This is a genomic window from Ruegeria sp. S263, assembly GCF_056780525.1.
Window position 1 is genome coordinate 1,620,281 of the sequence record NZ_CM165558.1, and the last position, 19,388, is coordinate 1,639,668.

The following is a 19,388-nucleotide window of genomic DNA, read 5'->3' on the forward strand; positions in this document are numbered from 1 at the left end:
CGCCGCTATTCTGACCTCAGGCCGGTCTCAACAAGCATCCCGCGCACTTTCGCCTCGGGGTAATACCCTTTCGCGTACAAAAAGATTGCGCGCTGCTGATCGCCGTCAGACAAAAGCCAAGCGCCTCGCAGGTATTTTCCTGCAAACTCCAGATTGGTATCCGCATCAAGCAAGCCTTTGGGGGTACCGGTATATCCCATTGACCTTGCAGTCGCGGGAAGGATCTGGAGCAAGCCATAATAAGGCCGGTTTACTGCCCATGGGCGGTGGGTGCTTTCCCGGATTGCCAGTTTGTGGACAAGCTCGCGAGGCAATTCATAATGATCGGCCCATTTGTTGATCGAAGCACGCAGTTCGGGCGTTTCGTTGGGGTAAAGCGGCGGATCGAACTGGGCGCGGGTTGGCGTTTCAGGGCCACCGCAAGCGGCTAGGGGGGCGGCAAGCAGCATGGCCAAAACGCTGCGTCGTAGGAGGAGGGGCATAAAAGGTCTCCGGTCATTCTGGGCGTGATGATAGGAATCAATCGTCAGACTGCAAGCGTAGGTGAAAAATCTGGCCGAATTTTGCCCGTAAAACGAGCCGACAAAAAAAGGCCGCACGAACCGTGCAGCCTTTTCATAGGTTAGACTACCAAAATCAGGCTTTGGTTTCGTCTTCTTCCTCAGCCGGAGCTTCTTCGGCCACCAGATCTTCGTCTTCAGACGCAGCGGACCCAATATCATCAAACAGCTCGGCGATCTCGAACTCTGCGGCGGCTTCTTCTTCAGCCGCCAGTTCTTGAATCGATTTGCCCGAAGCCTGCAGTTCGGCTTCTTCTTCCGAGCGGGCGACGTTCATCTTGATCTCAACTTCGACTTCGGGGTGCAGTTTGACTGCAACCGCGTGAAGGCCCAGCTCTTTGATCGGGGCGACCAGAGCGACCTGTTTTTTGTCGACGGTAAAGCCAGCTTCGGTCGCGGCGTCTGCGGCGTCACGCGGGGTGACCGAGCCGTACAGCGCGCCAGCATCCGATGCCGAGCGAATCACGATGAACTGCTGACCGTCCAGCTTTTCAGCCAGCGCTTCAGCTTCTTTCTTGGTTTCCAGGTTGCGTGCTTCAAGCTGTGCTTTCTGGGCTTCGAACGACGCGATGTTGGCGTCCGATGCGCTCAGGGCTTTGCCTTGGGGCAGCAGGAAGTTGCGGGCAAAGCCGGGCTTTACGTCAACGACGTCGCCCATCTGACCCAGTTTCGCAACGCGTTCCAGCAGGATAACTTGCATGTCAGTCTCTCCTTACTTCACGGCGTAGGGCAGCAGGGCGAGGAAGCGGGCGCGCTTGATAGCACGGGCCAGTTCACGCTGCTTTTTGGCCGAAACGGCGGTGATGCGCGAGGGAACGATCTTGCCACGCTCAGAGATGTAGCGCTGCAGCAGACGGGTGTCTTTATAGTCGATCTTCGGCGCATTCTCACCCGAGAACGGGCAGACCTTGCGGCGGCGGAAAAATGGTTTTGCGGCCATGGTTTATGTCCTTTCGTCAGGCGTTGATCAGCGGCGCTCGCGGCGGCCTTCGCGCTCATCGCGCTTCTGCATCTGGACCGAAGGGCCCTCGGCATGCTCGTCGACCTTGATGGTCAGAACGCGCATAACATCGTCGTGCAGTTGCATCAGGCGCTCCATCTCGTCTTTCGCAGCCACAGGCGCGTCAGTCTTGAGGAAGGCGTAATGGCCTTTGCGGTTTTTGTTGATCTTGTAAGCCATCGTCTTGACGCCCCAGTACTCGCTGTCGACGACGCTGCCGCCGTTGTCAGCCAGAACGGTGCCGAAATGTTCGACAAGGCTTTCTGCCTGCGCGTTGGACAGATCCTGACGCGCGATCACTACATGCTCATACAGTGGCATGTGCACTCCTGTTTATATCAAGGCGCACTTCAAAGGCGGGGCCATTCAACCCTTCGCGACCCTGCCACGAGAGGCTGCGCGATTCATACGATTAGCGAAGGATGGCCCCGTATACACGTTTATGGCCGGGGGGCAAGTCCCGTCACATATGCCTTGGTGAAGTCCTGCTATTTCCTTTGGGTTGCCCAATTCCTGACGCTTTTCAATTCGAAATTGAATTGCATACCGGGACAAAAACCGGACCACACACCGGACCCAAGTCGGCAACCTGAAAACAGGGTGAGAAAAATGACCGCGATTAATACGAATACGTTTGAACAGTCCGCGAGCAACGCGGCTTTTGAAAAATCAGTTCCAGTCCTCATCACTTTCGCCCCCAACTGGAAGGTGCGGATGGTTCTGGCCCGCGTTGTAGGCGCATTTCTGATTGTAATGTCCTTTTCGATGTGGCTGGCACCGGGCTCGGTCATGGCTGCGGAAGTATGGCCAATCAAACTGGTTGCATCGCTTGCTTTCTTGATCGTTGGGGTCAGTCTGCTGACAATTCAGGTTCTGGATGCGCGGCCTGATGCCTATTTCGACCCGATCCGCCGCGAGGTTCGGGTGTTGCAAAAGAACGAAAATGGACGCCCTCAGACCGTACTGCGTCGCAGCTATGACACGCTGGGTGGTGCCAAATTTTCCGACGATCAGGTTGAGCTGTTCGACGTCGATGGCAGCCTGTTGATGAAGTTGCCACTGCAGTCGGCGGATGTCAGCCGAGCGCTCAAGGGTCAATTGAGCGGAAGTGTAACGATCTTCGCGTGATTTCCACTCTGTTCAAAAAGGAACAGATGTTGTGAGAGAATAAGACTTGTGTGCCGCCCTTGGGCGGCACATTTTCGTTATCGAGCAACCCAACAGGTTTGCATCCATAACATTGCGGAGATTGTCATGAAATCCACACTTCTTGCTGCTGCACTGGCCGTATCAGCGACTTCGGTGTTTGCGAGCGCTGAAAAATACGTTCTGGACCCCAGCCACAGCCAAGTCATCTTCAGCTATAACCACCTTGGCTTTTCGACCACTTACGGCATGTTCTCGGGATTTGAAGGCGAGATCATGTTTGATCAGGAAAACCCGGCAGCTTCGAGCGTGACCGTGTCCATGCCTGTTGTTGAGATGTTCACAGGTTGGAAGCCGCGCGAAGATCACTTCATGACCGAGGATTTCTTTGGCGCAGTTGAAGGTGATCTGGTGACATTCACCTCGACTGGTATCGAGGTCACTGGCGAGAATACTGCGAATATCACAGGTGACCTGACCATGAATGGCGTGACCAAGTCGGTTGTACTGGACGCCAAGCTCAATCAGGTTGGCGAACACCCGATGGCTGGCAAGCCTTGGGCGGGTTTCGACGCAACAACGACACTTGTGCGCAGCGAGTTCGACCTTGGCCAATTCGCGCCTTTCGTTGGTGATGAGGTTGAGGTGCGCATTTCCGTCGAGGCCCAGAAAGCCGACTAAGGCAATCTCAGATATCGAATGCGAAACCGCCGGAGCCATAAGCTCCGGCGGTTTTTATCATTCGCCGCGTGTCGCGGTCAGGTCCACCGAGACAACAACAGCAAAGCCCAAGGACTCCTCGGTGGGCTGTGATGTGCCGATGTCGAAATCCATACGGTTCAGCTCTAATTGCCCGTTGACGGTTGCGCGATCGCCTTCAAGGTCCAGCGTGAATGGCAGAATGACATCTACGGATTTGTCACGGATTGACAGGGGCCCTCGTGCCTCATACCCGGTTTCGGTTTTGTACAGGTCTGCTTTGAACTGGGCTGTTGGAAACTGCGCGCTGTCAAAGAAATCCGCGCCCATGGCCTGACCGCTGACAGTGCCAAGGCTGAGCGATGGGATAGCAATCGTCACCTCGGCTGACCCGGCTAGCCCGGGCTGTTCCGGCTCATCAAACGCGATGGCGGCGGTCCATTCCTCGAATTGACCTGTCACGGGGCTGCCCAATTGTGCGATCGTTATGGCTAGGGTGCCCTCTTGAACTTGCCAGTCGGATTGTACCTCGGCCAGTTCGGTGGTGTCGGTGTCGGCGTGGGAATGATGGTCGAATGCACCGATGCTCCATCCGCTGATCAGAACTGCGCCCCAGACAGCCAGTGCTGTAAAAGCCGGAATGGCCGAGTGATGTTGCGCAGGTGGTTCAGGTGCCTTTGCGTTGCCCGGCAGCATTCGCCGAAGGGTGCTGTCCTTGTCGACGACATGGTGCTTGAGTGCCCCGGTAATGTGCAGGACCAGAGATCCCGCAAGTGTCCAGACGAACAGCCAATGCAGGCTGGCTGTGAGCTCTGCCAGATGCGCGGATTTTGGAACGAATGGCAAGTTTTGCCCGAACGGCCACAGGATCGGCGCAAAACCTTCCGCCGCTGCGTGATGCACCCAACCGGTCAGAGGGACCAGAACCAATGACCCATAGAGAAGCCAATGAACGGTCTCGGCGGCGAAGGCTTCGGGTTTGTTATCGGCGTTCAAGAGGCCGGGCTTGGTTTGTGAGAAAGCCCAAAGGATACGGGCGAGCGCGACGAAGAAAACCGTGATGCCCACAGTCTTGTGCATTGAAAACAGACGAGCAGCCCGCGCGATGTCGTCCTCGGTGGTTGGGACCGTCGGATCATAAATGGCATGGGCAATGTCGTTTGCGATCCAGCCCAGCGGTAGGGCGGTCAAAATCAACAGGGCGGTCAGCCAATGAAAGGTCTTTGTGACGCTGCCATAACTGGAGAAGGTATTCGTCGCGGACATCTGATGCTCCGGAGGTAGTATCGCTTTGATCAACCTATCGCCATACAGTCAGGACACAATAGCGGGCCGCGCACAGCTATGGTGCCAAGGCGCAGACCCAAGGCAGTGCTTGTGCCGCGCGGTCACACGGTTTACACCCCGCCGCAACCTAACGTCATCCAAGAGGTTGCAATGACACGCGCATTTGTTTTCCCCGGGCAGGGCGCCCAGACCATCGGAATGGGCAAGGCTCTGGCCGAGGCGTATCCCACCGCGCAGGCGGTATTCGACGAGGTCGATGAGGCATTGGGCGAAAAGCTGAGCAGCCTGATCTGGGAAGGCGATATCGCTGAACTGACTCTGACCCAGAATGCACAGCCCGCATTGATGGCCACGTCGATCGCAGCGATGCGCGCATTGGAGGCTGAGGGCGTTTCCATCACGGATGCCGCATTTGTGGCGGGTCATTCGTTGGGCGAGTATTCGGCTCTGGCAGCGGCTGGTGCGTTGTCTGTTTCGGATACGGCGCGCCTGTTGCGCACCCGGGGACAAGCGATGCAAAGCGCTGTTCCAGTGGGCGAGGGCGCAATGGCCGCGATCCTTGGGCTGGATTTGGATGCCGTCCGCGCTGTGGCCGACGAAGCCGCGCAGGGTGAGGTTTGTCAGGCTGCAAACGACAACGATCCGACGCAGGTTGTGGTTTCGGGAGCGAAGGCCGCTGTGGAACGCGCTGCTGAAATTGCCAAGGAAAAAGGTGCCAAGCGTGCCGTGATGTTGCCGGTGAGCGCCCCTTTCCACTGCGGGTTGATGCAGCCTGCGGCGGATGTGATGGCTGAAGCTCTGGCCGGGGTTGAAATCAAGGCGCCTGCCGTGCCGGTGATCGCAAATGTCCGCGCCGAGGCCGTTAGTGACCCGGATCTGATCCGCCAGTTGCTGGTCGAACAGGTCACCGGCTCGGTCCGTTGGCGCGAAAGCGTTCAGTACATGGCCGCGCAGGGCGTGACCGAAACGTGGGAGATCGGGGCAGGCAAAGCCTTGTCGGGCATGATCCGCAAAATCGACCGCGCGATCGCGGGTAAAGCTGTTGGCACGCCGGATGACGTGCAGAATGTGACCCAGGCCGAATTGTAAGACACAGCGCATCGCTGGATGCGTATGAAAAGGATAATCGAATGTTTGATTTGACAGGTAAGAACGCACTGATCACCGGTGCCTCGGGCGGGATTGGCGGTGAGATCGCGCGCGTTTTGCATTCTGCGGGCGCGACTGTTGCGCTGTCGGGTACTCGGGTTGAGCCGTTGGAAGCCCTTGCTGGCGAACTGGGTGGTCGCGCCCATGTGCTGCCCTGTAATCTGAGTGACCCCGAGGCTGTGGCAGCCCTGCCGAAGCAGGCGGCCGATGCAATGGGGTCGGTCGATATTCTGGTCAACAACGCAGGTATTACCCGCGACAACCTGTTTATGCGTATGTCGGACGAGGAATGGCAGAGTGTGATCGACGTCAACATGACCTCGACCGCGAAGCTGTGCAAAGGCGTGCTGCGTGGCATGATGAAGGCGCGTTGGGGCCGGATCATCAACATCTCGTCTGTTGTGGGGGCCACGGGCAACCCCGGTCAGGCGAACTATGCCGCGTCAAAGGCGGGAATGGTTGGTATGACCAAGTCTCTGGCCTATGAGGTTGCCAGCCGCGGGATTACAGCGAACGCTGTGGCACCGGGGTTCATCACGACCGCAATGACCGACAAGCTGACAGACGACCAGAAGGCGGGAATTCTGGGACAGGTTCCTGCAGGTCGCATGGGGGATGCCTCGGAAATTGCGGCGGCGGTTCTGTATCTTGCCAGCCCCGAAGCTGGATATGTTACCGGAACCACCTTGCATGTTAACGGCGGTATGGCCATGTTGTGAGCGCGGATCGGGGCAGGTGCGAAAGCGTTTGCCTCGGGCGTTGTCTGTGCTATAGGCGGCGCATAAATGCAGGGGTCGGCCACATGGTCGGCCTTCTACTTTCCCGGTAATCGGGGACCTTAACCGCCCGGATCGGGCAAATCAAAGCCAGCCTGAGCGGGCAAGGGCAGAACCGGGCACTACGCCCTGAAACGGAATGAGGAATAGACATGAGCGACGTCGCAGATCGCGTTAAAAAGATCGTTGTTGAGCACCTGGGTGTCGAAGAAGACAAAGTAGCGGAAAACGCTTCTTTCATCGACGATCTGGGCGCGGACAGCCTGGACACTGTTGAACTGGTCATGGCCTTCGAAGAAGAGTTCGGCATCGAAATCCCCGATGACGCAGCCGAGACCATCCAGACCTTTGGCGACGCCGTCAAGTTCATCTCTGAAGCGTCCTAAGACCTTCGAATTCAGTAAAAAGCGGCGCTTCCGGGCAACGGAGGCGCCGTTTTTTGTGCCCCAGCGGAATTCTTGCTTGTCAGCCGTGATATTCCTACGCAACCATTTGGGCGAGGCATAAATATCTGAGCGGGCAGGGCATGATACGATCCACCCCGATGATCAACACGGCACGTCTGACGCTTTGCGGCATGCGGCCCGAGGATTTTAACCGGTTCGCCGAAATCTGGCGCAACCCCTGTGTCGTGCGCCATATCGGCGGCACGCCTCGATCCCGTGGCGAAGCGTGGGATTCGTTCCTTAGAAACGCAGGGCACTGGCAAATGGCCGGATTTGGCCAGTGGGCGGTCATTCAACAATCGAATCGTCAGATGATCGGGCAGGCGGGGTTTTTCTATGGAAATCGTGCCTTGGGCGACGACTTTGACAGTTTTCCTGAGGCTGGATGGGTTCTGGCACCCGAAGCGCAGGGTCGGGGTTTGGGCTTGGAGGCGGCGCAGGCCGCGCATGATTGGTTTGATCGAATTATGCCTGGGCCATTGGTTGCATTGGTGAATTCTTCAAATTCGTCTTCTCAGAAGCTGGCGGAAAAGCTGGGGTACGAGTTGATAAGAGAAAGCGAGTTCCAAGGTTCACCCGTTCATCTTTTGCGTCGAAACGGACCTCCTATGCGCCACTGAAACGCAAGGTGCGATGCCGCAAATTGCCCGTAGTTTGCCGAAACTGGAAGAACGCGGCCGCTGCTCTCTGACTATGATATTCTGGATTTCCAGATTGATTGGGCGGAGGAGCAAGCTCATGAGGATTTACCCCACGATGGAACTGCAGGGCGGCCGGTGCGTTACGCTGGACAAGGGCCGCTTGGACGAGGCGATGATTTGGCATGTGAATCCTTCAGAAACGGCGCATGGCTGGGCCACCGCCGGAGCTGAGTGGATGCACCTGACGGATTTCGACGCAATCGAAGGGCGCGACACGAACTCGGAACTGGTCGAAGAGATTATCCGTTCGGCAGAGATTCCCGTGCAGTTGGCGGGTGGCATGCGGACCCGCGAGCAAGTTGAATATTGGATCGACAAGGGCGCCGGGCGGATCGTGATCGGTACCTTGGCGGCCTGGGACCCCAATCTGGTCAAAGAGCTTGCCAAGCTGCATCCGGACCAGATCGTTTTGGCCGTGGACGTCTGGCAGGGTCAGGTCATGACCGAGGGCTGGCGCAGTCAGAGCGCCTTTACCCCCGAGGCATTTATTGAGGCATTCGCCGACACGCCTTTCGCCGCCATTCTCGTGACTGATATCGACAGCGATATGGAAGACGTTGAGGCGCAGTTGGGTTTGATCTCGGGTCTGGCCGAAAAGTCTCGTACGCCTATCATCGCAAGCGGCGTTGTGCGTACTGCGGATGACATTTCTCGTTTGGCCTACATCCCCAATATCTCGGGTGCACTTGTCGGTCGGGCGTTGTTCCGCAAGACAATTGACTTGTCAGAAGCCCTGAGCGTCGCAAGCGCGGCTCATGAGCCCGTGGCGGAATTTCAGTAAGATAAGTCCGAATCCTCTGTCCGCCTCCTCATCTATTTTGAGGGGGCGGATTATTTTTTAGGCTTGGGGTTACCGCTTTCGGCATTTCTTTGCCTTTCGCAGCGTCAGGTGTTCAACGCAGAATTTGCTGTTGCTCTTGCCCCCGCACCCCGGCACGGGGTATGAGCGTTTCTTAAACACGAAGCAGGCAAGAGGCACTTCATGCGCAGAGTCGTTGTAACCGGTCTGGGATTGGTCACTCCGTTGGCCAGCGGGGTCGAGGAAACCTGGTCACGGCTGTTGGATGGAGAATCCGGCGCGGGACCAATCACGCTGTTCGACGCCGAGGCAAGTGGGGTCACGACGACCTATGCCTGCGAAGTCCCCCGCGGCGATGGAACAAACGGGACGTTCAACCCCGATGAATGGATGTCGCCAAAAGAGCAGCGTAAGGTTGAAGACTTCATTCTATATTCGATCGCGGCTGCTGAAATGGCCTGCAAGGACGCGGATTGGCTTCCCGAAGATGAAGAGGCGCGCCTACGTACCGGTGTTCTGATCGGTTCGGGGATTGGTGGTCTGGGATCCATTGCGGAAACGGCGAACTTGATCCGTGACAAGGGGCCACGCAGGGTGTCCCCCTTCTTTATTCCCGGCGCGTTGATCAACCTGGCCTCGGGTCAGGTTTCCATCCGCCACGGTTTCAGGGGGCCGAACCATTCGGTGGTGACTGCATGTTCGACAGGCGCCCACGCAATCGGCGACGCAAGCCGGATTATCCGTGCAGGAGACGCCGATGTCATGGTCGCAGGTGGCGGCGAAGGCTGCATCTGCGAGATCGGCATCGCGGGCTTCAATGCCTGCAAGGCGCTATCGACCAAATATGCAGATAACCCCAAAGCCGCGAGCCGTCCTTACGATGTTGATCGTGACGGGTTTGTCATGGGTGAGGGGTCCGGAATCGTCATTCTGGAAGAATACGAGCACGCCAAGGCGCGTGGCGCGAAGATTTATGCCGAAGTGTTGGGATACGGCATGTCCGGCGACGCCTACCATATCACCGCCCCCAGCGAGGATGGTGATGGTGCAGAGCGTTCAATGCAGGCCGCGCTGCGCAGTGCCGGGCTGGAGCCAAAGGATCTGGACTATATCAACGCGCACGGCACGTCGACCATGGCGGACACAATTGAGCTGGGCGCAGTTGAACGTTTGCTAGGCGAACACGCCGCAAACGCGACCATGTCCTCGACCAAATCTGCCACAGGCCACCTGCTTGGGGCTGCTGGCGCGATTGAGGCGATCTTTTCTATCCTGGCAATCCGGGATCAGGTGGCCCCGCCGACGATCAATCTGGACAATCCCGCTGTTGAAACACCTATCGACTTGGCTCCGAACGCCAAGCGAGAGCGTGAGATCAACGTGGCACTGTCCAACTCGTTCGGGTTTGGTGGCACGAATGCCAGCGTGATCTTCGGAAAGGCCAGCTAAATGTGGCGCGCTCTGGCGTCCAATATGCTGACCATTCTGGTTGTCGGCCTGTTCTTGTCGGGCGGACTTATCCTTTGGGGGCAGTCGCGTTACAAAAACGAAGGCCCACTGGAAACCGCGATCTGCCTTCAGGTCGAGCGCGGGTCCAACATGACCGAAGTCAGTCAGAAACTGGAGGATCAGGGCGCGATCAGTAGCGCGATGATCTTTCGTATGGCGGCAGATTACACGGACAAAGCCCCGCAGTTGAAAGCGGGCAGTTTCCTGGTGCGCGAAGGTTCGTCGATGGAGCAGATCATCGACGAAATCACGCGTAGCGGTGCCAGTACCTGCGGGTCCGAGATTGAGTACCGCATTGGTGTGACGCGTATCCAGACTCGGGTGCGTGAGCTGAATCCAGCAACGCTCGATTTTGATGAGATTGCGTCATTCGATGTCGCCGAAGAGGAGGCACCCGCGGCCTATACCGAGAAACGCAATGACGCTGATACGCGCTATCGGGTTTCGGTGGCCGAAGGCGTTACCGCGTGGCAGGTGGTCGAAGGGCTGAAGCAGATTGATGCGCTGACCGGGGAAGTTACCGAAATTCCTGCAGAGGGAATGTTGGCACCCGACAGTTATGATGTGGTACGCGGCGCTGACAGGAACGCCATTCTGCAGGGTATGCAGGACAGGCAGCAGTTGCGCGTCAACGCGGTCTGGGAAAAGCGACAGGATGATCTGCCAATCAGCAGCCCGGAAGAAATGCTAATTCTCGCGTCGATCATCGAAAAGGAAACAGGCGTTCCGCATGAGCGTGGACAGGTGGCCAGTGTTTTCGTGAACCGTCTTGAGCGTGGCATGAAGTTGCAGACAGACCCGACCGTCATTTACGGCGTAACGAAAGGTCAAGGGACCTTGGGTCGCGGCTTGCGTCGGAGCGAACTTCGCCGCGCAACGCCTTGGAATACGTATGTGATTGACGGTTTGCCGCCAACTCCGATTGCAAGTCCAGGTCTAGCAAGCCTGGAAGCCGCCGTAGCCCCGGAAGACACGAACTATGTGTTCTTTGTTGCGGACGGTACAGGCGGGCATGCTTTTGCGGAAACGTTGGACGAGCATAACCGTAATGTCGCCAAATGGCGTGAGATAGAAGCCGAACGCCAAAGTTCAGGAAACTAAAAAAGGTGCCGCGTGTTGCGGCACCTTTTTCAATTCATGCGGCCGGTTTTCTTTTCTGCCGCCGACGCTGGTTTGACCTGGGCTTGGCCGACGCGTTGGCTGCCTGTGGCTTTGGCCCACGACGGCGGAACCCGCCACGTTTGCGCGGTTTTTTGGGCTCTGCAAACTCGGGCATTGTGCCGCTGGCGACGGGGATTTCGATCTTCATCAGCTTTTGAATCTGCTTCAACTGATCCAGTTCATCCGGCGCACAGAATGCAATAGCTTCACCTTCGCGACCTGCGCGAGCGGTGCGGCCGATCCGGTGCACATAGTTGTCGGGCACCTCGGGAAGATCGTAGTTAATTACATATGCCACGCCGGGAATGTCGATGCCGCGCGCGGCCACGTCAGTTGCCACAAGCACGTTGATCTCACCCGCGCGAAACGCCTTGATTGCACGGTCGCGTTGGCCTTGGCTTTTGTTGCCGTGAATGGAGGCCGCGTTAAAGCCGTCAGCGACGAGGTCTTTCATCAATCGCTCTGCGCCATGCTTGGTGCGCGCAAATACCAATGTCAGAGCATCGGCGTCTTCAGACAGAATCTCGCGCAGCTTGGCGGGCTTTTCAGTCCGGCTCAGGAAGTGGATCGACTGTGTGATCTTGTCAGCCGCCTTCCCCGGAGGAGAGACCTGAATGCGCTGTGGGTTCGTTAGATAGGTCTGGCTGATTTCTTCCATCTGCTTGGGCATCGTAGCGGAAAACAACATGGTTTGACGCGGTGTGCCAAGTTCGGGCGCGATACGGCGCAAGGCGTGAATGAACCCCATGTCCAGCATCTGGTCAGCCTCGTCCAACACCAGATGGCGGACCGAGCTGAGATCAACAGCGCCGCGTTCCATCAAATCAATCAGGCGACCGGGTGTTGCGACAAGGATATCGGTTCCGCGTGCAAGGAAGGAAATCTGCTTGCCGATAGACTGACCACCCACAACGGTTGCGACGCGGATTTTTGTTTTTTTTGTCAGGGTTCGCAGGCTTTCCGCGATCTGATTGACCAGCTCACGCGTCGGCGCAAGGATCAACGCCTTGGCTGTCTTGGGGGCAGGTTTGCCGGGTTGCGCCAGCAGGTGATCAATCAGCGGCAACCCAAAGGCCAGAGTTTTTCCGGTGCCGGTTTGCGCCAGCCCCATAATGTCGTGACCCTGCAGCGCCATCGGAATGGCCTGATTCTGGATCGGTGTGGGTTGCGTAAAGTTTGCGCGTTTCAGCGCGTCATTCAGGGCCGGGGCAAGGCCCAGCATGTCAAAGTCGAACAAGTAATCATCCTTTTCAATCCGTGGCCGCCTATTAGCCACGAACAAATACATCGACACGTGCGCACCGCACGAGCCTACAGGGTTTCGCGAAGCCTCGGGACGCGCAGGCGAGCCCTGTGCCGTCCGGCCATCGCAACAAGAACCCTGCGTGAAGGGGAACTGGAGAGGTTTGGGCGCTGTAAGGTCGAATACGACCGTCTATGCTCACGCGGAAGCGCCTTGTTTCGGGGCACATGCGTGTTTGGCGAGGGAATGTCAAGTTTACCGCTGTGTAATTGTCGAGTTTCCCAATCGGTGTGCTTGTTGTCAAGGATATGGCGGGTCGTGACCCAGAGGTGGAAGGTCTTGAGAAATAGTTAAATTACAGGTCGGTTCCTGTTGCGTGAGTGTTGCGTAACTATTTGACTTTACGAACTTATTATCTTAGGCTTGGTGTCATGCTAGAAGAGGTGGGTATCGGCGCGGGTAAGCCCGGTGGCCGATTTTTGCTTCTCTCGTGCGGAGAAAACTCACGCATGAGGTCACAGGCACACATGACTTTGATTACCCCGGAAGAGCGGATTACCCAGACGGCTGACTTGTTGCAGTCGCTTGAGCGATCCATTCGCGATCTGCGCGAAGCAGCGGAAGAACTGCGCAGGCAGATCGGTGCCGGGGAGGATGCAGACTTTGCCGGAGCAGGCAAGCAACTGGGTCAGTTAGAGGGGCTGATCCGAAGTTGCCAGAAAGTGGAGATAAGCTTTGTCGAACAACATCACAGACAAGCCGGAATTGCCCAAGGGGGCTATGCGCTCGACCTTCAGCGCGCTCGATTTGAAATCGGGTGCAGGCTGGCTCGCCTCCGCCGATGCTGCGGTGAGGGACAGATTTCTGAGTGAGATCGGGGAGGGGGGGCTGTGTGCCCTCCCTTTCCTGTTCGAGTTTTGGGCGCTGCCGCATCAATTGCCGCCCGAGGGGGACTGGCGGTCGTGGGTGATCATGGGTGGACGCGGGGCAGGTAAGACGCGCTCAGGGTCCGAGTGGGTGCGTGCGATGGTCGAAGGGGCTAAGCCGCTGGACAGGGGAGAGGCCAGTCGGGTGGCGTTGGTGGGCGAGACATTTGATCAGGTGCGCGACGTGATGATTTTTGGCGATAGCGGGATTTTGCAATGCTCGCCCCCGGATCGTCGACCTGTTTGGAAGGCATCGGAACGCAAGTTGATCTGGCCCAACGGAGCCGAGGCGCAGGCGTTTTCGGCGCATGATCCCGAAGGGCTGCGCGGCCCGCAATTCGATGCCGCGTGGGTAGACGAACTGGCCAAGTGGAAAAAGGCCGAAGAGACCTGGGATATGTTGCAGTTTGCCTTGCGTCTGGGTGAGCGGCCGCGGGTCTGCGTGACGACCACGCCGCGCGATGTGAAGGTTTTGAAGGATTTGCTGGCCTCTCCGTCCACCGTGCAGACCCACGCGCCGACCGAGGCGAACCGGGCCAATCTGGCGGACTCGTTTCTGGCCGAGGTACGCGCGCGCTATGCTGGTACGCGGCTGGGGCGGCAGGAATTGGATGGGGTTTTGCTGTCGGATGCTGAGGGCGCGTTGTGGACAGGCTCGATGCTGGATGCGGCGCGGGTAGATAAAGTGCCCGGTTTGGATCGTATCGTAGTGGCACTGGACCCTGCGGTGACAGTGGGGGCGCATGCGGATGCCTGTGGTATCGTAGTGGTCGGCGCGCAACTACAGGGGCCGCTTGAGGAATGGTGCGCCTATGTGCTGGCCGACCGCACTGTGCAGGGCGTTGGTCCTGCGGGCTGGGCGCAGGCGGCGATTGACGCGATGGATGAGTTCGGGGCCGGAATCGACGTCCCGTTGGGCGAAGAGTCCGAAGCTTATCTGATACAGATTTGGGCCGAAGGGTCATTGGTGCGTGAGGAATTGGTTCAAATTTCCCGCTGGACATATACGTCGGCTGCAAAACTCGCCGACGGTGTGTCCGGTTCCTACACAGTCCAGGTGGCACAGGTTTCGGCCAGCTATGGTCCCGGTCTGCAAGCATTTCTTACGGTAGGTTAGATGGCTAAGTAATTAGCCTTCTTCTTAGAAGCCTTCTCAGGCGACGTGAGCAACAAAAGGCGCCGCCTGCGACACGACATCGCCATTTCGCCTGTATGGTGAGCGAGGCAAAATCACCGACAGAGTGGTGAGAATGCAAAAATAACCAAGTAAACGGCTCACCCGGATGCGCAGCTAACGCACTTGGTGGCCGCATGATCCAAGTTCAGGCGACCAATTGGGATCTCTTCACCGCAGTCTTCGCAGAATCCGTATTCTCCCTCGTCGATCCTAAGCAATGCCGCCTTTAATCTGTTCATTTCGACGTCCCTGTTGGCTTGCTGAGCCTTGGCCATTGCCTGGTTCTGCAACGCGTCCATCCTGCTAAGGCGCCCTATGGCTTGTTGGTCCAGTTCAACAATGGCTTGCGCCTTCTTTCCTGCTTCCGAGTTGTCAGCAAGTTCCGCTAAACGACTGCGTATTCGGGCCTCGAATTCGGCCATCAAAGAAGCATTCATTTTCGTTATCCTGCTGATCACGGGTTTGCGTTTGGCGTTTTTGCCTCTAAATGGCATTCTAGGCGCAGCAAAGGATCAAAAGCCATGTTGGAAACGCGCAGTCACGTTAAACCCGTCGACCCCGTCTGGGATCGCATCACGACCGAAGCTCAATTGGCCGTTGAGAATGAGCCGTTGATGGGCGGGTTGGTGCACGCCTGTATTCTGCACCACCGCAGTCTAGATAGGGCATTGTCCTACCGGGTATCGGCCAAGCTGTGCTCGAATGAAATGTCCATGATGGTATTACGAGAGATCGTGGACGAAGCTTATGCGGATGATCACTCGCTGATCGAGGCGGCCCGTGCCGACTTGATGGCTGTGTACGAGCGCGACCCGGCTTGCCATCGCCTGCTGCAGCCGATTCTGTACTTTAAGGGCTATCAGGCAATGCAAGCCTATCGCGTGGCGCATTGGCTATGGCAAAAGAAGCGCTACGATCTGGCGTATTTCTTCCAGATGCGCTCGTCCGAGATATTCGGGATTGATATCCACCCGGCCGCGAAAATAGGCAAAGGGATCATGATTGATCACGCCCATTCCATCGTAATCGGCGAAACTGCGGTTGTCGGTGACAATGTGTCGATGCTGCATTCCGTCACGCTTGGCGGGACCGGCAAGGAAGAAGAACAGCGCCATCCGAAAATTGGTGACGGTGTTCTGATTGGTGCGGGTGCTAAGGTGCTTGGCAATATTGAAGTGGGTCATTGCAGCCGAATTGCTGCCGGATCGGTTGTCTTGCAGGCCGTGCCTGCGTGCAAAACCGTTGCGGGCATTCCTGCAAAGATTGTCGGCGAAGCAGGTTGTGATCAGCCTGCAATTTCAATGGACCACATGCTGGGCAAAGATCAGTAACTCACACTCAGTTCGGGCGGTTGTTCTTTTCGTTCAACCGCTTGAGCCGCTTTTCTTCCCGCCGTTTCTTTCGCTCTTCAATCCGCTTGCTGCGCTCGGCTTCCCATTTGGCAACCGCGCTTTTGGAATTGAACTTCGAGTTTTCACCTGGATAGCTGTTGGGCTTGGCATAGGCATCCGCAGGTGCAATTGAAGCCAGCATCAACAAAATCAAACCTGTCCGAGTAAGCCGTGTGAAGGTCATGGGGCACCTTTGCATCCGTGTCTGATTTGCAAACAACTTGACGCCCCGCGCGTGCCCAAACAACAGTTGGCCGGATCACGTTTCCTCACTTCCCGGCCAGACACGAAAAAGCCGCGCCAGAACGTGCGGGCGCGGCTGTTGCGGTTTCTCTTGGTGTTAGGCCAGCATGACCATGGGGTTCTCAAGGTTTTCGACAATGGCTTGCAGCAGTTCCGCGCCAAGCGCTCCGTCGATCACGCGGTGGTCCACGGACATCGTTACGGACATCACTGTTGCAACGGTCAGCTCTCCGTCATCGCCTACAACTGGTTTTTTGACGCCTGTACCCACTGCAAGAATGCCAGCGTGCGGCGGGTTCACGATGGCGTCGAAATTGTCGATGCCAAACATGCCCAGATTCGAGATTGCGAATGTGCCGCCCTGATATTCATGCGGTGCCAGTTTGCGTTCACGAGCGCGACCGGCAAGGTCTTTCATCTCGGTCGACAACGCGGACAGCGACTTGGTGTCGGCATCCTGTAGAACCGGGGTGAACAGACCGCCCTCGATAGCGACAGCCACGGCCACGTCCGAGGGTTTCAGTTGCAGCACCCGGTCACCGGCCCAGACCGCGTTGCAGGCCGGAACCTGCTGCAACGCGTTTGCGACAGCCTTGATGATGAAGTCGTTGACGCTCAGCTTCACGCCACGGCCTTCAAGCTGTTTGTTCAACTGGCTGCGGAACTTGAGCAGCGCATCCAGCTTAATATCGCGACGCAGGTAGAAATGCGGGATGGTCTGCTTGGCCTCGGACAGGCGCGCGGCAATGGTTTTGCGCATCCCGTCCAGCTTGATTTCTTCGTAATCGCGGGTTTCGTACATTTTTGCCACGGCATCCGCCGACGGGCCAGCCGGGGCTGCCGCTGCCGGAGCCGCTGCTGCAGGTGCAGGGGCCGGAGCAGGCGCGGTGGCTGTAGCGCCTTCCACATCTACTTTGACGATACGGCCATGCGGTCCCGAACCGGTGATCTGCGCCAGATCAAGACCCTTTTGCGCAGCGATACGACGGGCCAGCGGCGAGGCGAAGATACGGCCACCGTCGGCTTTGGCCGGTGCTGCCGGAGCAGGGGCAGGTGCCTCGGACGCCCCAGAGGCGGCCTCGTTACCCGCGGCGGCTGCCGGAGCAGCCGCGGGGGCTGCGGTATCTGACGCGCTGATGTCGTCAGCACTTTCGCCATCTTCCAGCAGAACTGCGATGGCGGTGTTGACCTTGACTCCTTCGGTGCCCTCGGGGATCAGGATCTTGCCGATGGTGCCTTCGTCAACGGCCTCAAACTCCATCGTGGCCTTGTCGGTTTCGATCTCGGCCAGCAGGTCGCCGCTTGATACGGTGTCGCCCTCTTTGACCAGCCATTTGGCAAGGGTGCCTTCCTCCATTGTGGGGGAAAGGGCGGGCATCAGAATTTCTGTGGGCATCTGTGTCGCTCCTTACCGGTAGGTCACTTGTTTGACGGCTGCGATCACCTCATCGGTGGTGATCAGTGCCAGTTTTTCGAGGTTCGCTGCATAAGGCATCGGAACGTCCTTGCCGGTGCAGTTGATGACCGGAGCATCCAGATAGTCGAACGCCTCTTGCATCACCACCGAACTGATATAGCTGCCGACCGAGCCTTGCGGCCAGCCTTCTTCGACTGTCACCAGACGGTTGGTTTTCATCACCGAGTTAATGATCGCGCCGGTGTCCATCGGGCGGATAGTGCGCAGGTCGATCACCTCGGCGCTGATACCTTCCTCGGCCAGCTTGTCAGCGGCTTCCAGCGCGTATTGCATGCCGATGCCAAAGCTCACGATGGTCACGTCCGAGCCTTCGCGCCAGATGCGCGCCTTGCCCAGCGGGATGGTCAGATCATCCACTTGCGGGACATCGAAAGAGCGTCCGTAAAGGATCTCGTTTTCAAGGAAGATCACCGGGTTGGGGTCGCGGATCGCCGATTTCAGCAACCCTTTTGCATCAGCAGCCGAGTAAGGCATGACCACTTTCAGACCGGGGATCTGCATGTACCAGGCGGCATAGTCCTGAGAATGCTGTGCGGCCACGCGGGCGGCAGCACCGTTGGGCCCCCGGAACACGATGGGGCAACCCATTTGACCGCCGGACATATAAAGCGTTTTGGCAGCAGAGTTGATGATTTGGTCAATCGCCTGCATGGCGAAGTTAAAGGTCATGAACTCGACAATCGGCTTCAACCCACCAAAGGCCGAACCAACTGCGATCCCGGCAAAACCGTGTTCGGTGATGGGCGTGTCGATCACACGCTTGCTGCCGAATTCGTCCAGCAGGCCTTGGCTGATCTTGTATGCCCCCTGATATTCGGCGACCTCTTCGCCCATCAGGTAGACGTCTTCATCGCCGCGCATTTCTTCGGCCATCGCGTCGCGCAGGGCTTCGCGAACGGTTTCGGATTTCATCTCGGCGTCCGCAGGCCAGTCCGGGGATAGATCGACCACCGGTGCAGCAGGGGCAGCGGCAGGAGCGGGGGCCTCAACCGCCGCAGGGGCGGCCTCAGCCACCGCTGCGGCTGCGGGCGCAGCCGTGGGCAGGGCAGAGGCGTCCTCGCCTTCTTCCACAAGGACCGCGATAGGTGTGTTCACCTTGACCCCTTCGGTACCTTCCGCGATCAGAATTTTGCCGACGATGCCTTCGTCAACGGCCTCGAACTCCATCGTGGCCTTGTCGGTTTCAATCTCGGCCATGATATCGCCCGAGGATACGGTGTCGCCTTCTTTGACCAGCCACTTGGCCAGCGTGCCCTCTTCCATCGTGGGCGAAAGGGCGGGCATGAGAATTTCGGTTGCCATGTCTCAGTTTCCTTCCGGGGCCGGGGTAATCATCCCGACGATGTTTCCTTGTCCATCTTCCACATAGGCGCAGCGGCCTATGCCAGGATAATCGGTTGGCGGCAACGCTTCGGCGCCGCCATTTGCCAATGCCCACGCATAGCGTTCGTCGCAATCACCGACCTCAAAGGTCATGGTGCCGCCGCGCACCGGGCTACCGGCAGCGGGCGCTTCGCCATGGCGCTGCATCAGGCCACCGGTCAGCCCTAGGCTGCCGCCGATCTGGTCGCCACTGATCAGATGATAGCCGACTTCTTCGCCGCCGGGCATTGGTGTGAACGCCCAGTCGAATAGGCCGGTATAGAACGCCTTGGCCTGTTCGACGTCACTGACGTGAATTTCGAAATGCGGCATCTG

Annotated in this window: 23 protein-coding genes; 12 read left to right on the forward strand and 11 right to left on the reverse strand. The window is 57.8% G+C overall.

Annotated features, from left to right (window positions below):
- Positions 1-5: 5 nt before the first annotated feature.
- The 4 genes from ACT2B1_RS08105 to rpsF all read right to left on the reverse strand — a co-directional run bounded on the left by ACT2B1_RS08105 (position 6) and on the right by rpsF (position 1,881).
- Positions 6-482 (reverse strand): transglycosylase SLT domain-containing protein, encoded by a 477-nt coding sequence (locus ACT2B1_RS08105; RefSeq protein ID WP_481668917.1) that lies wholly within the window; start codon positions 480-482, stop codon positions 6-8.
- A gap of 154 nt (positions 483-636) precedes the next feature.
- On the reverse strand, positions 637-1,260 hold the full coding sequence (gene rplI, locus ACT2B1_RS08110) for a 50S ribosomal protein L9 (RefSeq protein WP_171122167.1): 624 nt from the start codon (positions 1,258-1,260) through the stop codon (positions 637-639).
- Positions 1,261-1,272: 12 nt separating this feature from the next.
- Positions 1,273-1,500 carry a 30S ribosomal protein S18 gene (gene rpsR, locus ACT2B1_RS08115; protein ID WP_005608650.1) on the reverse strand — a complete coding sequence of 76 codons (228 nt, stop codon included), beginning with the start codon at positions 1,498-1,500 and terminating at the stop codon, positions 1,273-1,275.
- A 27-nt stretch (positions 1,501-1,527) separates the two neighbouring features.
- The gene (rpsF, locus tag ACT2B1_RS08120; protein ID WP_171122168.1) at positions 1,528-1,881 is read right to left on the reverse strand and encodes a 30S ribosomal protein S6; all 354 of its coding nucleotides are present in this window, start codon (positions 1,879-1,881) and stop codon (positions 1,528-1,530) included.
- Positions 1,882-2,169: 288 nt separating this feature from the next.
- On the opposite strand from rpsF, the gene ACT2B1_RS08125 reads away from it, so the two are divergent.
- The gene (locus ACT2B1_RS08125) at positions 2,170-2,688 is read left to right on the forward strand and encodes a hypothetical protein (protein WP_171122169.1); all 519 of its coding nucleotides are present in this window, start codon (positions 2,170-2,172) and stop codon (positions 2,686-2,688) included.
- A gap of 126 nt (positions 2,689-2,814) precedes the next feature.
- On the forward strand, positions 2,815-3,387 hold the full coding sequence (locus tag ACT2B1_RS08130) for a YceI family protein (protein WP_171122170.1): 573 nt from the start codon (positions 2,815-2,817) through the stop codon (positions 3,385-3,387).
- 57 nt (positions 3,388-3,444) lie between these two features.
- Here ACT2B1_RS08130 and ACT2B1_RS08135 read toward each other — a convergent pair whose 3' ends face one another.
- Positions 3,445-4,671 (reverse strand): cytochrome b/b6 domain-containing protein, encoded by a 1,227-nt coding sequence (locus tag ACT2B1_RS08135; protein ID WP_481668918.1) that lies wholly within the window; start codon positions 4,669-4,671, stop codon positions 3,445-3,447.
- Positions 4,672-4,842: 171 nt separating this feature from the next.
- Between ACT2B1_RS08135 and fabD the strand changes: the two genes are divergently transcribed.
- From fabD to mltG, 7 genes are all read left to right on the forward strand, one after another.
- On the forward strand, positions 4,843-5,781 hold the full coding sequence (fabD, locus tag ACT2B1_RS08140; protein WP_481668919.1) for an ACP S-malonyltransferase: 939 nt from the start codon (positions 4,843-4,845) through the stop codon (positions 5,779-5,781).
- 41 nt (positions 5,782-5,822) lie between these two features.
- The gene (gene fabG / locus ACT2B1_RS08145) at positions 5,823-6,560 is read left to right on the forward strand and encodes a 3-oxoacyl-[acyl-carrier-protein] reductase (RefSeq protein WP_171122173.1); all 738 of its coding nucleotides are present in this window, start codon (positions 5,823-5,825) and stop codon (positions 6,558-6,560) included.
- 209 nt (positions 6,561-6,769) lie between these two features.
- Positions 6,770-7,003, forward strand: coding sequence for an acyl carrier protein (locus ACT2B1_RS08150; protein ID WP_008756330.1), 234 nt, complete (start codon positions 6,770-6,772; stop codon positions 7,001-7,003).
- Positions 7,004-7,143: 140 nt separating this feature from the next.
- A complete protein-coding gene (locus tag ACT2B1_RS08155; RefSeq protein WP_171126535.1) occupies positions 7,144-7,683 on the forward strand; it encodes a GNAT family N-acetyltransferase in 540 nt (179 codons plus the stop codon).
- 118 nt (positions 7,684-7,801) lie between these two features.
- Positions 7,802-8,545 carry a 1-(5-phosphoribosyl)-5-[(5-phosphoribosylamino)methylideneamino]imidazole-4-carboxamide isomerase gene (locus tag ACT2B1_RS08160; protein ID WP_171122175.1) on the forward strand — a complete coding sequence of 248 codons (744 nt, stop codon included), beginning with the start codon at positions 7,802-7,804 and terminating at the stop codon, positions 8,543-8,545.
- Positions 8,546-8,746: 201 nt separating this feature from the next.
- Complete coding sequence (gene fabF, locus ACT2B1_RS08165; protein WP_481668920.1) at positions 8,747-10,012, forward strand: beta-ketoacyl-ACP synthase II; 1,266 nt, start codon at positions 8,747-8,749, stop codon at positions 10,010-10,012.
- A complete protein-coding gene (gene mltG, locus ACT2B1_RS08170) occupies positions 10,013-11,173 on the forward strand; it encodes an endolytic transglycosylase MltG (protein WP_171126536.1) in 1,161 nt (386 codons plus the stop codon). It abuts the gene before it with no gap.
- A 34-nt stretch (positions 11,174-11,207) separates the two neighbouring features.
- Here the strand turns inward: mltG and ACT2B1_RS08175 are convergent, their stop codons facing one another.
- The gene (locus tag ACT2B1_RS08175; protein ID WP_171240590.1) at positions 11,208-12,470 is read right to left on the reverse strand and encodes a DEAD/DEAH box helicase; all 1,263 of its coding nucleotides are present in this window, start codon (positions 12,468-12,470) and stop codon (positions 11,208-11,210) included.
- Between the two features lie 515 nt (positions 12,471-12,985).
- Here ACT2B1_RS08175 and ACT2B1_RS08180 point away from each other — a divergent pair.
- Positions 12,986-13,348, forward strand: coding sequence for a hypothetical protein (locus tag ACT2B1_RS08180; RefSeq protein ID WP_254429222.1), 363 nt, complete (start codon positions 12,986-12,988; stop codon positions 13,346-13,348).
- Entirely contained in the window at positions 13,257-14,519 is a 1,263-nt protein-coding gene (locus tag ACT2B1_RS08185; protein ID WP_481669011.1) for a DNA-packaging protein, read from the forward strand. The genes ACT2B1_RS08180 and ACT2B1_RS08185 overlap by 92 nt, the downstream gene beginning before the upstream one ends.
- A gap of 158 nt (positions 14,520-14,677) precedes the next feature.
- On the opposite strand, the gene ACT2B1_RS08190 is transcribed toward ACT2B1_RS08185, so the two are convergent.
- Positions 14,678-15,016, reverse strand: a complete 339-nt coding sequence (locus ACT2B1_RS08190) for a TraR/DksA family transcriptional regulator (RefSeq protein WP_171122180.1) — start codon at positions 15,014-15,016, stop codon at positions 14,678-14,680.
- An 84-nt stretch (positions 15,017-15,100) separates the two neighbouring features.
- On the opposite strand from ACT2B1_RS08190, the gene cysE reads away from it, so the two are divergent.
- Positions 15,101-15,910, forward strand: a complete 810-nt coding sequence (cysE, locus tag ACT2B1_RS08195; RefSeq protein ID WP_481668921.1) for a serine O-acetyltransferase — start codon at positions 15,101-15,103, stop codon at positions 15,908-15,910.
- 7 nt (positions 15,911-15,917) lie between these two features.
- On the opposite strand, the gene ACT2B1_RS08200 is transcribed toward cysE, so the two are convergent.
- The 4 genes from ACT2B1_RS08200 to ACT2B1_RS08215 all read right to left on the reverse strand — a co-directional run bounded on the left by ACT2B1_RS08200 (position 15,918) and on the right by ACT2B1_RS08215 (position 19,385).
- Positions 15,918-16,154, reverse strand: a complete 237-nt coding sequence (locus ACT2B1_RS08200) for a hypothetical protein (RefSeq protein ID WP_171122182.1) — start codon at positions 16,152-16,154, stop codon at positions 15,918-15,920.
- 156 nt (positions 16,155-16,310) lie between these two features.
- A complete protein-coding gene (locus tag ACT2B1_RS08205) occupies positions 16,311-17,609 on the reverse strand; it encodes a pyruvate dehydrogenase complex dihydrolipoamide acetyltransferase (protein ID WP_171122183.1) in 1,299 nt (432 codons plus the stop codon).
- Between the two features lie 12 nt (positions 17,610-17,621).
- Positions 17,622-18,992, reverse strand: a complete 1,371-nt coding sequence (locus ACT2B1_RS08210) for a pyruvate dehydrogenase complex E1 component subunit beta (protein ID WP_171122184.1) — start codon at positions 18,990-18,992, stop codon at positions 17,622-17,624.
- A gap of 3 nt (positions 18,993-18,995) precedes the next feature.
- On the reverse strand, positions 18,996-19,385 hold the full coding sequence (locus tag ACT2B1_RS08215) for a VOC family protein (protein WP_171126542.1): 390 nt from the start codon (positions 19,383-19,385) through the stop codon (positions 18,996-18,998).
- Positions 19,386-19,388: the final 3 nt, after the last annotated feature.